Source organism: Prochlorococcus marinus CUG1433 (assembly GCA_017644425.1).
Lineage (GTDB): Bacteria > Cyanobacteriota > Cyanobacteriia > PCC-6307 > Cyanobiaceae > Prochlorococcus_A > Prochlorococcus_A marinus_U.
In genome coordinates this window covers 968,058-981,675 of the sequence record JAEPLN010000001.1, presented here as the reverse complement: position 1 = coordinate 981,675, position 13,618 = coordinate 968,058, and the positions used below count along the sequence as shown (strand labels likewise).

Sequence of the window (13,618 nt, the reverse complement as noted above, 5' to 3'; positions counted from 1 at the left end):
CCTAAAATGCAAGATCATCAATCAACAAATGAATCTTTTGATGTCATCGTTATTGGTGGAGGACATGCAGGATGCGAAGCCGCTATAACAACAGCAAAATTAGGATTTTCTACAGCCTTATTTACAATCAATTTAGATAGGATTGCCTGGCAACCTTGCAACCCTGCTGTTGGCGGCCCAGCAAAAAGTCAGTTGGTACATGAAGTTGATGCATTAGGTGGAATTATTGGTAAATTAGCTGATGAGACAGCTATACAAAAAAGAATATTAAATGCAAGTAGAGGTCCAGCTGTATGGGCATTAAGAGCTCAGACAGATAAAAGAGAATACTCAAAAAAGATGATTGAAATACTACAAAATACAGATAATTTATCATTAAAAGAAGCAATGATTACTGAACTAGATATCGGAAAAACTGAAGAAATTGGATTGAACTCAAAAAAAATCGTAAAAAAAAGAATAAAGGGTGTAAGAACTTTCTTTGGTAGTTATTTTTCAGCAAGATCAGTTATCATCACAGCTGGTACGTTCTTGGAAGGAAGAATATGGATAGGAAATAAATCAATGTCAGCTGGTAGATCGGGCGAACAAGCAGCAAAAGGTCTTACTCAAAATTTACACGAAATTGGTATCAAAACAGAACGTTTAAAAACAGGAACTCCAGCAAGAGTTGATAAAAGAAGTATCATTTTTGATGAATTAGATATTCAACCAAGTACTGCAGCGGATAAATATTTTTCTTTTGATCCAGATATCAAAAATAATATGCCCCAAGTTAGTTGTCACATCACAAGAACAACTGCCAAAACACATCAACTAATTCGAGACAATTTACATTTAACTCCCATTTACGGCGGTTTTATTGATAGTAAGGGGCCAAGATATTGTCCATCAATTGAAGATAAAATCGTTAAATTTGCTGATAAAGAATCGCATCAAATTTTCTTAGAACCAGAAGGAATTAATACCCCTGAAATATATGTTCAAGGATTCTCTACAGGTTTACCTGAAAATATTCAATTAGAACTTCTAAGAACCTTACCTGGATTAAATGAATGTAAAATGTTGCGACCAGCTTATGCTGTCGAGTATGACTATATACCTGCAACACAACTTCAAACATCACTCGAAACGAAAGAAATTGAATATTTATTTAGCGCTGGACAAATTAATGGAACTACTGGTTATGAAGAAGCAGCAGCACAAGGATTAGTGGCCGGAGTCAATGCGACAAGAAAACTAAACAAAAAAGATCCAATAATCTTCACTAGAGAAAGCAGCTATATAGGAACAATGATCAATGATTTAATTACCAAAGATCTCAAAGAACCATACAGAGTTCTTACTAGTAGGAGTGAATACAGGTTGACCTTGAGAGGAGATAATGCAGATAGGCGATTAACCCCGTTAGGTTATGAAATAGGGCTAATTGATGAGAAAAGATGGTCGGTCTATCAAGAAAAAATGAAACTCCTTGAAGAAGAGAAATTAAGATTAAAAAACACGCGTTTAAAAAACACGGATGAAATATCAAAAAAACTAGAATTAGCCACAGGATCAAGAATCAAAGGCTCAACAACTTTAAAAGAACTCTTAAAAAGACCAAACTTTCATTATTCAGATTTAATTAAATATAATTTAACTGAAAAAAATATAGCTTCTTCAATACAAGAAGGTGTTGAAATAGATATTAAATACGAGGGTTATCTAAAAAGACAACAAAACAACATTGAACAAATAAATCGTCAAAGCTGTAAATCTCTGCCTCAAGAAATTAATTATGAAAAGATAGATACATTATCTTTAGAAGCTAGAGAAAATTTGAATAAAATAAAGCCAAAAAATTTTGGTGATGCTTCAAAAATTCCTGGGGTTAGCAAAGCTGATTTAACTGCTTTACTTGTTTGGCTAAAAATAAGAGAGATAAAAAAAGATAAGACAAATATTTTTGCTGAAAAAAAGTTATCATCTTAAAAGCACTCCATCAGAGCACTGAATAATAAACTTTTTAACTCTCCAAAAATTTTATGGGAAGAAAAAGCCTCTAATTTTTTAGTGAAGAATTCACTACCAAAAATATCTGGTCCATGGAAATTAATGCTGCTTGGGGATGGAAGTCCAACTAGACATCTGCAGCTTTTAACAAATCAAGAGACAAAAATTAAATTAATTTCAATGCAATTAGATCCTCTATTCACTCAAGAAGGTCCTACAGAATTGAAGCAGTTAAATGGCCCGTTAATTAGAAGACAAGTATGGATCAAAAGCAATAATAAAAACCTAGCATGGGCAGAAAGTTGGTGGAATGCAGATCAAGTGAGTGAAAATTTAAAAGCCAAAGAAGAGCCAATTTGGAAGAATTTGACACAAGACAGATCAGAATTATTTAGAGAGGTTGATCGTATTTCACTTGTCAATGCAAAATGGTTAGAAGATCAATTTTGCTTTAAAGGTCCATTCTGGTCAAGAAACTACAGATTTTTTCGAGAAAAAAAACCCTTAACGATTATAAGGGAGGTTTTCAATCCAAATTTAGAAACTTTGCTGGGTTATTCAGGAATTAAAGAATTTACCAAACTATACTCTTCTTCTTCTTGATCGGGGAATATTTCTTGATTTTGATTGAACTTGTGGGATTGATTGATCTCTAGAAGTATTATTCACATTTTCTGAAGCTCTTTGCCATCTTTCAACTTTGAAATCCATCTCATCTGGCCAATCTTCGTCCTTACTATCTTTCACATAAGGTAATTTTTTTTGCTCAGTTGTCTGTAAATTTTTTGGTTGCCTTAAAGATATTGCTTCTAAAGGTCTTTTCGAATGCTGTGTAGTAGATTCATAAGAATTTGATGCTCTGGAAAATGTCTTGATATCGCTTTGATCATCGTAAAAATTCTCATCATTCCAGTCATCATTTTCTTCATCAAAAAATAAATCCACTTTTTCAGATACCCATTTTCCTACTTTTTTAACACTCTTACTTGTTATTCCTTGAAAATCTGAGTTCCTTCTTTTACCTGGCCTAGCACCAGATACTCCATCAACGAATTGTCTTCCAGTTTCAAAAACTTTATCAACTTGTTTATCAAAAATATTTCTATCAAAACTATTTCTAAGATTTCTAATTCTCCTTGAATCCATAAATTATTCTTCTTTTTAAAATATAAATTACATTAAAAAAATAAATAATTCCAAAGATAGAAACAAAAACACATCTAATTATTTTTAATCAAACAAAATCAAACACTTTTTATGCCATGATCCATTAAAGAAATTTACACAACATTTTTTACAGGCTATATTCTTTATTCTTTTTCTATAAGAAAATTTCTCACCACAATGTTGACAAGTTCCTATATATTTTAATTCTCTCCTTTCTATAGGAAATGAGTGCCTTACAGCAATTTGAAAATTCTTCTCTTTTGAATTAATTTCATGCATCTTTTCTAAGAAATTTGGACCATGTATCTCATTTTTCTTTAATATCCTATCTACCCATGCATGAATCATTTCATGACATAAAGTACTGTTTATTTCACTAGTGGATAATTTACTCAAGATAGGTTTCGATAAGATAATTTCAGAATCTATAAAACCATTAATACGTTTTCTTTTATAAAAACCAGCAGTAGTTTTTAATCTATTATCACTCCATCTAACTTTTACTAAAGGGTGATTATTAACCGTTAAAGAATTTTCAAAATATTGGCTATTAAATCTATGAAATAAAGGTAAAAGAGGAATTACAGGCATTATGGATTAAAATTAGTATTATTTTGACAAAAAAAGCCATCAAAAACGATTTCTTTTCTTAAAGTAATAAAAAACTCAAATTAACATGGACGCAACACTAGTTAAAGATATCGGAATTAAAGCATTATTAGTTGGCGGAGCTGTACTAGTTTCTTTTTGGACTTTTAATGCAGTCAAATTAGTTATAAGCGCTAGAGGAATTAATCCATTAGTAAGAAAATTTTTCGATCAAATAGCTGCTGGCAGAATCGATGCAGCTTATGGTTTGACTACAAAAACTTATAAAACTCATGTAAAACGACAAGACTTTCTAAAATTTTTAGCTAGTTTAAACCTTAATAAATACAGAAATTTAAAATCAGGAAGACCTAGAGTCCAAGAAGATCAAATCATAATAACTTTGAATTTAAAATCAGAAGACAAACAAGATGAGCTCCCATTAGATTTTACTTTTGCAAAAACTGACAATGATTGGAAAATAGACAGAATAGCTAAAGTGAATTAATAATTTCTTGTGAGGCAAAAAGAATTGTTTAAAGAAGAAATAATACATCAATTAGAATTTCACCCAAGCAGATTAGACAAAGAAAAAATCATCTCAGAAGCAATGGAAGAAGGTCTAGATGATTTTTTTGAAGGTATACGTATGGCACTTGATCCATTGGTAACTTTTGGTGTAAAAATTGTCCCTGAGAAAGAGACTGAAAAAAGTCAAAAATTTTTATGGGAAGATTTTAGAAAATTAGCCAATAAGCTTATTCAAAGAGAACTTACTGGTCACGCTGCTCGCGATGCAATTCTTACGGCTATGGAATCTGCAACAAAAGAAGAGTGGAATGGATTTTATAGACGAGTTTTAATTAAAGATCTTAGATGTGGTGTATCCGAAAAAACAATCAACAAGATAGCAAAGAAATTTCCCAAATATGCTATTCCTATTTTTTCTTGTCCTTTAGCTCATGACAGTGCAAATCATGAAAAAAAAATGATAGGAAAAAAGCAAATTGAAATCAAATTAGATGGTGTACGCGTCTTAACTATTATTAGACAAAATAAAGTAGAAATGTTTTCTCGCAATGGGAAACAATTCCATAATTTTGGTCATATTATCTCAGAAATAGAAAACGCCTTAAAAGAAGACCCAGCACCTTATGACTTAGTACTCGATGGTGAAGTGATGAGCGCTAACTTTCAAGATTTAATGAAACAGGTACATAGAAAAGATGGCAAACAAACCAAAGACGCAGTTCTACACCTATTTGACTTATGTCCCCTTGAAAACTTTCAAAAAGGGAGATGGAACACTAGTCAAACAAAAAGAAGTTTTTTAGTAAAAGAATGGGTAGCAAAACATTCTATGCTTTTAAAACATATACAAACTCTTGAATGGGAAAATGTTGATCTCGACACTATTGAAGGACAAAAAAGATTTGTAGAGCTGAATAAATCTGCTGTTGAAGGTGGGTATGAAGGCGTAATGATTAAAGATCCTGATGCTTTCTATGAATGCAAAAGAACACACAGTTGGTTAAAAGCAAAACCTTTCATTGAAGTCACTTTAAAAGTTGTATCGGTTGAGGAAGGCACAGGTCGCAACAAAGGGAGACTGGGAGCAATCCTGGTAGAAGGAGAAGATGATGGATACGAATACAGTCTTAGTTGCGGAAGCGGATTTAGTGATATCCAACGTGAAGAATATTGGTCTAAACGTAATCATCTCGTTGGTCAACTTGTAGAAATCAGAGCTGATGCAAAAACTAAGTCAAAGGATGCAGTGGCTTTTAGTCTTAGGTTTCCTAGATTTAAATGCTTTAGAGGATTTAAAGATGGAGAAAAAGTTTAAATTTTAAAAATAATATTCAACAAAGTAGTCAAAGAAAAATGTGGTTTTAAAATAAAAAAAATAAAAATTATGGCTATAAAATATAAGAATAATTATCAGGACTTTTTGAGAGACTTATGACGAAGAAAACAGTTTTCAGCTTCATAAAAACAACTTGTGGACAGGCAAAATATATCGAATTAGAAGCCAACAAAACTTTACTAGGTAAATTAAGGCTTTTGTGGTTTATCTTAATTGCATCAATTAGAGATTGGAATATTAAAGAGTAAATTCTTAAGATTTTTCAAAATATTCTCTGGAGTATTTAGCTGAGAAATATACAATTAAAAAAGTTGAAATAATTCCAACGCAAGTAATATATAAATTATTTGGTGATTGCACATTTTTTAACTCCTGAATACTTTTTGCCAAACTACCTATTGAGCAATAAAGAAAAGTTCCTGGGATTATTCCAAGAAGACCAAGAGCGAAATCTCTAAATTTAACATTATTCAAACCATAAAAATAATTAAGAATACTGAAGGGAAATATCGGCGATAATCTCGCTAAAAAAATTAATTTAAGTCCGCCTTTTTCTACTACTTTTTCCATGACACTTAATTTTGGATAACGGCTAATAAGATTTTTTAGCTTTTTTGCAAAAAAACTTTTTGATACAAAAAAAGCAACTGATGCTCCTATGGAAGCTGAAATGAACACGATAATTGATCCTAAATATGAGCCATATAAAAAACCTGATAATAAAGATAACCAAGAGGCTGGAAGTATTAATAAAACAATTAAAATATAAATACAAACAAACGAAAGAATCCCAAAACCAGTATTAAAAAAAAAAGACAAATTATAAATATTTTCAAAAAATATATTCATTCTCAATTCAAAAGTTCGAGTTTTTTAGTAATTCTTTCCTTTTGTCCCGAACCCTCATTTAATTTAAATCTGCATTCATCAACAATATCTTTTGGAGCCTTATCAACGAAATTTTTATTAGATAATCTCTTATTTAAATTTTCTAATTCAATATTCACCTTTTTTAAATCCTTGGTTAACCTTTCCTTTAATGCATCTATATTTACAAAATCCTGGAAAGGCAAGTAAACCTCTAAATCACTAATTATCCCGGAAAAAGATTTAGCAAACTCTTTTTTATCAACAGCATTAGTTTTAAAAATAAATACTTCAGAAGATTTAGTTAAGGTTTGAATATCATCAACTAAAGTTTTTAAAAAATCAATCAATTCATCATTATCTGAAATTAAATATACGGGACCTTTTTCTGATGGCTTAAGACCTAATTCAGCTCTCAAATTTCTAATCAGCCTAATAATTTCAAAGAGTTGCTGAAAGGAATTATCAAGCTTATTATCAACAAATTTATTTTCGTAAATTGGCCATTTTTGAAGAGATAATAATGAATTATCTGGTTTTAGTTGCAGCACATGCCAAAGTTCCTCGGTAATGTGCGGCATAAAAGGATGAATCATTACCAAAATATCATTGAGCACTTTTATTAAAACTTTTTCAGATATTTGTCTATTTTTAGTCTCTTTATTATTAAACCTTTGTTTAGCAAATTCTACATACCAGTCACAAAAATCATTCCACGTAAATTCATATAGAAGTTTCGCAGATTCTCCCAATTTATATTCTTTCAACAACTCAGCGACTTTTATATTTACCTGATTCAATTTAGATAAAATCCACTTATCACATAACTCTAAAGAAGTTTCGTCACTCTCATTAAGCGAATAATTATTAGAAGTTTTATTAATTAAAACAAATTTAGTTGCATTCCATAATTTATTCGCAAAATTTCTTGATGCTTCAACAGTTGAAGACGTATCTTTTTTCCTATCAAAATCAAGCCGGATATCTTGTCCAGCGCCTGCCACTTCTCGAATTAAAGCAAATCGTAGAGCATCAGAACCATATTTATCAATTAATAATATTGGATCAATACCATTACCTGAACTTTTACTCATTTTTTTATTGTTTTCATCTCGAACTAGACCATGAATATAAACATCCTTAAAAGGAATATTATTTGTAAAAGTATTCCCCATCATTGTCATTCTTGCCACCCAAAAGAAAATAATATCGAAACCAGTAACAAGAACACTATTTGGATACCATTTTTTAAAATCCGGATTATTTGTATTTGGCCAACCAAGGGTTGAGAAAGGCCATAAACCACTTGAAAACCATGTATCCAAAACATCTTTATCACGAACCAATTTAATATTTAATCCAAATTTTTTATTGGCTTCGATTAAGGCATCCTCTTCATTTCTTGCAACGATATATGGAGTATTTTGTTCTATTGAGTCTTGAGATTCATCTAAAACATACCAGGCTGGTATTTGGTGCCCCCACCACAATTGCCGACTGATACACCAATCATTAATATTCTCTAACCAATCCTTATAAACTTTCTCCCAGCGTGGAGGAATAAACGATGGTTTTTTAGAATCAATTTCATTAAGACATCCTTGTGATATATCATCCATTTTCAAAAACCATTGTGTTGACAATAAAGGTTCAATTGGCACCTTACCTCTATCAGAAAAAGGAACAGTATGTTTATAATCCTCTATCTTTGTCAAAAGGCCTAAGTTATCCAATTCTTTGATAATTTTCTTTCTAGCCTCATATCTATCTAAATTTTGAAAAATACCTGCATTAATATTTAAAGTTCCATCTTTGTTCATTACATTAATCTGTTTTAAATTATGCCTTTTTCCTATTGCAAAATCATTTGGATCATGGGCTGGAGTAACCTTCACACAACCCGTACCAAAATCTTTATCAACATGTGAATCAGCGATAATAGGTATTTCTCTATCAACGAAAGGAACTTTTACTTTGACACCAATAAATTCTTTATATCTATCATCATCAGGATTTACTGCCACAGCAGTATCACCCAAAAGAGTTTCAGGTCTCGTTGTTGCAACTTCTAAGTACTTATCTAACTGTTCACCTCTTTCAGAAAGTATAGGATATTTAAAATGCCATAAATGACCATTTACTTCTTGCATTTCAACTTCAAGATCACTTACGGCAGATTGAGATTCAGGGCACCAATTAACCAAATATTCGCCTCTATAAATTAAATTCTTTTTATAGAGAATATTAAAAGCCTCAATAACTGCTTCATTTAATTTTTGATCAAGAGTAAATCTTTCTCTAGTCCAGTCAACTGAATATCCTATCCTTTTTAATTGAGAAACTATTCTTCCACCACTTTGTTCTTTCCAGTTCCATGCTCTTTTAAGAAATTCATCTCTTCCAATATCCTCGCTTGTTTTGCCTTCACTTTTTAATTGTTTCTCGAGAATAGTTTGAACAGCTATTGAAGCATGATCAGTTCCAGGTAAACACAAAACATTCTTACCTAAAAGTCTTTGAAAACGTACTACAACATCTATCAAAGCCGTATTAAATGCATGCCCCATGTGCAAAGATCCAGTTACATTTGGTGGCGGAATAACAACACAAAAAGGCTCTCCATCATCCTCAGGGTTAGGACTAAACGCCTTTAAACTTTCCCATTTTTCTTGCCACTTTTTCTCTACTTCAAAAGGTGAATAATTCTCTAAAGATAATTGATCATTCATCTCTGTCATGTGCAAATTTTATTTCAATAAACTTTTTATTTATTTTATCTTGAGAGCAGCTAATTATTGAAAATAATATTAGTTTGCAAAAAAGACACATCCATTCTACAAAAGTTTGAAACCAGAACCACAAGAACAACGTTTTGCATTTTTTGGTGTTGAAATAAGAAATCCACCACCACTCAAATCACCGTAATAATCTAATTTTAAATCTTTCAGTAAATTAAACTTTTTAACATCTGCATATAAAGTTACTCCTTCAGTTCTTGAAATAGGGGATCCATTACATGTACCTGGCCTTAATTTAATATGCATCCATCCTTCAGAACAATCTTTATCCTCTACCAAATCAATCGACATTTCTCCTGGAGAACCTCCAAAAGAAGCTTGCCTAGATAGTTCTGAAGCAGCACTTTGACTGATTGAAAGATTGACGATCTCAGTCATTAGAAAAATAATAAATGGGCGATCCAGGGTTCGAACCAGGGACATCCTGCTTGTAAGGCAGGCGCTCTACCGCTGAGCTAATCGCCCTTATAATAGAACATTCTAATAGATGAAGTTGAAAAATTTATACTAAGTATTTAAATATTTCATGATTGAGGCAAAATTTAATTAATAAAATATATCCTATGTCCTCAAACAATAGATATAAATTGGAAAACAATTCCGATTTAGAGACTATAAATAGTTTTAAAATCTTAATATCTAATATCAAAGCATTAAAAGATAAAACTTGGGGCTGCCCATGGCAGAAAATACAGTCTCATGTATCGTTGATCCCATTTTTGTATGAAGAAAGTAATGAATTTATAGATGCGATATATGAAAAAAATGCAGATAACATATGTGAGGAGTTAGGAGATCTTTTATTACAAGTAATGCTTCATGCTGAAATCGGTTACGAAGAAAAAGAATTTACACTAAATGATGTTATAAAAAATCTAAACAAGAAAATTATTCATAGACATCCATATATTTTTAACAAAAAAGAAAAAGTATCATTAAAAAAATCACAACAAATTTGGGTAAATATAAAAAATTTAGAAAAAGAAGCACCTCATATGAAATCTTCAATTAGTAGAAATTTAAATTTGAAAATTAAAAATTTACCGCCAACGGTTGGAACAGATAAAATCACAAATATTGTTAAAGAACATGGTTTCAAGTGGGAAAGTACTGATGAGATTTTTAAAAAGTTAGAAGAAGAGATTAATGAATTAAAGGAAGCAATTAAAAGTAAAAATAATTCAGAGATAAAAAATGAATTTGGGGATATTTACTTTACCCTTCTTAATCTGTCAAACTTTTTAAAGATTAATCCTGAATCAGCGCTTCAAAAAACTAATATAAAATTTTTAGACAGATTTTCAATCGTCGAAGAGCATGTAGGAGATAATATGAAAAAACAAACTCCTAAAGACTTTCAGCGGCTTTGGCAAATAGCCAAACAAAAACTGGCGGGAAAAATTCCTAAAAGCAAATGACAAATATTACAACATGGATAGATGAATATCATAAAGGCTCAAGATTCGGCCTAAATGGAAAAATTCTAATTAAAAAAACCTCAAAATATCAAGAAATTATTGTTATTGAAAATGAATATTATGGTAAAGCTTTAATGTTAGATGGTTGCTGGATGACATCATTAAAAGACGAGAAATATTATCATGAGTGTCTTGTGCATCCTGCATTAAGTAGCATTGATAAAAAATCTAATGTACTAATTATTGGCGGTGGTGACGGTGGTACTGCAAGAGAATGCGTTAAATATTCTCAAATATCAAAAATTGATCTTGTAGAAATTGATGAGGAGGTAATCAAAATATCTAAAAAATTTCTAAAAGAAATTGGAGGCGAAGCATGGAATGACAAAAGATTAGAAATACATGTTGATGATGGCGTTAAATGGGTAAAAAAAACAAGAGATAATTTTTACGACGTTATATTGATAGATTGTTCAGATCCCTCAGAATTTTCAAATTTATTATTTTCAGATTCTTTTTATAAAGAATGTAAAAGAATACTTTCACCAAGGGGGGTATTAGCAACGCAAAGCGAATCTCCTGAATCCTTTAGAAATATTCACATAAATATTTTGAAAACCCTAAAAAATATATTTAAAGTTTCTGAAACTATGTATTCCTTTGTACCTATATATCCAAGCGGGATTTGGAGTTGGACATTTGCTTCTTCAGAAGATCTAAATTCATCAAAGCAAAATTATGATGAAGTCGTAAAAATAGAAAAAGGATGTGAAATTTGGAATTTAAAGTTTCAAAATGCAGCATTCAAAATGATGCCAAATAAAATTGTAAAAGAACTAGATTAATAAGATGACAAAAAATTTATTTGATAACGAAAATGCAATTTATATGGGAGCAAAAAGAAGTCCTGACAATTGCTCAATTGGTATATTTGGAGTTAATTATGACGGGACATGTTCGTTTAAACCAGGAGCAAGATTTGGTCCAGAAGCAATTAGACAAGTTAGTACTTGTTTAGAAACATATTGCCCAAAAATAAAAAAAGACTTAGAGGATATTATGTATGTTGATTTTGGATCAATACTAATTGATAAAAATGACTCAAAGTCCGTTATTGAATTGGTAAAATCAGCAACAAATTATTTAATTAGTAAACGCCTTAGCCCTATTATTCTTGGAGGCGAACACTCTATTACAAGAGGTGCTATTGAAGCATTAGTAAAAAAATATCCAGATTTGATCTTGGTTCAACTTGATGCTCATGCAGATTTAAGAGAATCATATATAGGGAATGAACATAGTCATGCTTGTACTATGACAAGATGCTTAGAAGTGCTACCTGAAAAAAAAATTTTGCAAGTAGGAATTAGAAGTGGGACTAAAGAAGAATTTGAAATTATGCATAACAACAAGCAATTAGTTAACTTTTGTCCACGCGGAAATGCCCATGAGTTAAAACAAGCTCTTCTACCATACACGAAGTCTCCAATCTATTTAACAATAGATTTAGATTGGTTTGATCCCAGTTTACTAGCAGGAACAGGCACTCCAGAACCGGGAGGATTTTTTTGGAATGATTTTGAAGAAATACTGAAAACTTTAAAAGACTTTAGAATTGTGGCTTCAGATATTGTGGAATTATCTCCAGAAATTGATAAAAGCGGAGTAAGTAGCGTAGTTGCAGCCAAAGTACTTAGAAGCTTAATTTTGTCATTAGAAAATATGCAATAAAAAATTTCTAAACTACAGTGTAAAAATACTAAATACAAACTAAATATTTCATGGATTTGCTAAAAAGTCCTCTTTATTCAAAATATGTTGAATCCAATGCAAAATTAGTGGATTTTGCAGGTTGGGAAATGCCCATATCATTTTCAGGATTAATTAAAGAGCATGAATCAGTTAGATCTTCAGCAGGATTATTTGATATTTCTCACATGGGTGTGATTTCTATCAAGGGAATCAATCCAAAGGATTATATTCAAAAACTTTTTCCTACTAATTTATACTCCTTTTCTGAAGGACAAGGACTTTATACAGTAATGCTCAATGATAAAGGAGGAATTATAGATGACTTAATAATTTATGATCTTGGTATACAAGAAAATGACATATCAGAATTATTGTTAATAGTTAATGCAAGTAGATATGAAGAAGATTTTCAGTGGATAAAAAATAATTTAAATATGTCTGAAATTTCGATAACAAACTTTAAAAAAGACAAAGTACTTTTAGCACTACAGGGAAAAAACTCATTCAATTTATTTGAAGAATGGATTGAATCTTCGATCTCACATATTCCTAACTTTGGATGCGAACATAAAATTTTTGAACATATTTCGCCTGAAGAAAAAATTTTCTTTTCAAAGACAGGCTACACGGGGGAAAATGGTCTAGAAATACTTTTATCTAAAAAAGCAGCAATTAATTTATGGGATTTCTCAATTTCCAAAAAAGTTGCACCTTGTGGTTTAGGAGCTAGAGATACTCTTAGACTTGAAGCAGGCATGCATCTTTATGGTCAAGACATAAATGAAGAAACTTCTCCATATGAAGCAGGTTTAGGCTGGTTAGTACATCTAGAAAATAATCATGAATTCTTTGGAAGAAGATTTCTTGAAGAGCAGTCAAGATTAGGTATTCAAAAAAAGTTAGTTGGTCTCTCTATAGAAGGTAAAGCAATAGGAAGAAAAGGTTGCGCAGTTCTTAAAGGTGAAGAAAATATTGGGACTATCACAAGCGGCAGTTGGTCCCCAACTAAACAACAAGCTATAGCTTTTGCATACATCAATACTTCGCATGCCTTAATAAATAATGAAGTTCAAATATCAATAAGAGGCAAAAAATTTAACGGGGTAATAACAAAGAGAGCGTTTTATAAAAAAAATTATTAACTAAATTTACCCTTAAAGAATTAT

Annotated in this window: 14 protein-coding genes and 1 tRNA gene; 9 read left to right on the top strand and 6 right to left on the bottom strand. The window is 31.1% G+C overall.

The window, feature by feature from the left end:
- The first annotated feature begins 6 nt into the window (after positions 1-6).
- Both mnmG and JJ842_05585 read left to right on the top strand, forming a co-directional pair.
- Positions 7-1,974 (top strand): tRNA uridine-5-carboxymethylaminomethyl(34) synthesis enzyme MnmG, encoded by a 1,968-nt coding sequence (mnmG, locus tag JJ842_05590; protein MBO6971384.1) that lies wholly within the window; start codon positions 7-9, stop codon positions 1,972-1,974.
- A gap of 48 nt (positions 1,975-2,022) precedes the next feature.
- Positions 2,023-2,598 (top strand): chorismate lyase, encoded by a 576-nt coding sequence (locus JJ842_05585; protein MBO6971383.1) that lies wholly within the window; start codon positions 2,023-2,025, stop codon positions 2,596-2,598.
- Here JJ842_05585 and JJ842_05580 read toward each other — a convergent pair.
- Both JJ842_05580 and JJ842_05575 read right to left on the bottom strand, forming a co-directional pair.
- The gene (locus JJ842_05580; GenBank protein MBO6971382.1) at positions 2,578-3,141 is read right to left on the bottom strand and encodes an RNA helicase; all 564 of its coding nucleotides are present in this window, start codon (positions 3,139-3,141) and stop codon (positions 2,578-2,580) included. The two genes, JJ842_05585 and JJ842_05580, sit on opposite strands and share 21 nt — an antisense overlap.
- An 84-nt stretch (positions 3,142-3,225) precedes the next feature.
- Positions 3,226-3,753 carry a SprT family zinc-dependent metalloprotease gene (locus JJ842_05575; protein ID MBO6971381.1) on the bottom strand — a complete coding sequence of 176 codons (528 nt, stop codon included), beginning with the start codon at positions 3,751-3,753 and terminating at the stop codon, positions 3,226-3,228.
- Positions 3,754-3,838: 85 nt separating this feature from the next.
- Here JJ842_05575 and JJ842_05570 point away from each other — a divergent pair, with 85 nt between their 5' ends.
- From JJ842_05570 to JJ842_05560, 3 genes are all read left to right on the top strand, one after another.
- Positions 3,839-4,258, top strand: coding sequence for a hypothetical protein (locus JJ842_05570; GenBank protein MBO6971380.1), 420 nt, complete (start codon positions 3,839-3,841; stop codon positions 4,256-4,258).
- 24 nt (positions 4,259-4,282) lie between these two features.
- Entirely contained in the window at positions 4,283-5,596 is a 1,314-nt protein-coding gene (locus JJ842_05565) for an ATP-dependent DNA ligase (protein MBO6971379.1), read from the top strand.
- Between the two features lie 116 nt (positions 5,597-5,712).
- Entirely contained in the window at positions 5,713-5,865 is a 153-nt protein-coding gene (locus JJ842_05560) for a hypothetical protein (GenBank protein MBO6971378.1), read from the top strand.
- A 4-nt stretch (positions 5,866-5,869) separates the two neighbouring features.
- Here JJ842_05560 and JJ842_05555 read toward each other — a convergent pair whose 3' ends face one another.
- From JJ842_05555 to JJ842_05540, 4 genes are all read right to left on the bottom strand, one after another.
- Complete coding sequence (locus JJ842_05555; protein ID MBO6971377.1) at positions 5,870-6,466, bottom strand: TVP38/TMEM64 family protein; 597 nt, start codon at positions 6,464-6,466, stop codon at positions 5,870-5,872.
- Positions 6,467-6,468: 2 nt separating this feature from the next.
- Entirely contained in the window at positions 6,469-9,222 is a 2,754-nt protein-coding gene (locus tag JJ842_05550) for a valine--tRNA ligase (protein MBO6971376.1), read from the bottom strand.
- A 96-nt stretch (positions 9,223-9,318) separates the two neighbouring features.
- A complete protein-coding gene (locus tag JJ842_05545) occupies positions 9,319-9,705 on the bottom strand; it encodes an AIR synthase (GenBank protein ID MBO6971375.1) in 387 nt (128 codons plus the stop codon).
- Positions 9,676-9,747, bottom strand: a tRNA-Val gene (locus JJ842_05540). The genes JJ842_05545 and JJ842_05540 overlap by 30 nt, the downstream gene beginning before the upstream one ends.
- 98 nt (positions 9,748-9,845) lie before the next feature.
- Here JJ842_05540 and mazG point away from each other — a divergent pair.
- From mazG to gcvT, 4 genes are read left to right on the top strand one after another with little or no spacing between them, the layout of a single operon-like run.
- Positions 9,846-10,700, top strand: a complete 855-nt coding sequence (gene mazG / locus JJ842_05535) for a nucleoside triphosphate pyrophosphohydrolase (protein ID MBO6971374.1) — start codon at positions 9,846-9,848, stop codon at positions 10,698-10,700.
- Positions 10,697-11,545 carry a polyamine aminopropyltransferase gene (speE, locus tag JJ842_05530; GenBank protein MBO6971373.1) on the top strand — a complete coding sequence of 283 codons (849 nt, stop codon included), beginning with the start codon at positions 10,697-10,699 and terminating at the stop codon, positions 11,543-11,545. Before mazG ends, speE begins: the two co-directional genes overlap by 4 nt.
- A 4-nt stretch (positions 11,546-11,549) precedes the next feature.
- Positions 11,550-12,431 carry an agmatinase gene (speB, locus tag JJ842_05525; GenBank protein ID MBO6971372.1) on the top strand — a complete coding sequence of 294 codons (882 nt, stop codon included), beginning with the start codon at positions 11,550-11,552 and terminating at the stop codon, positions 12,429-12,431.
- Positions 12,432-12,481: 50 nt separating this feature from the next.
- The gene (gene gcvT / locus JJ842_05520) at positions 12,482-13,594 is read left to right on the top strand and encodes a glycine cleavage system aminomethyltransferase GcvT (protein MBO6971371.1); all 1,113 of its coding nucleotides are present in this window, start codon (positions 12,482-12,484) and stop codon (positions 13,592-13,594) included.
- Positions 13,595-13,618: the final 24 nt, after the last annotated feature.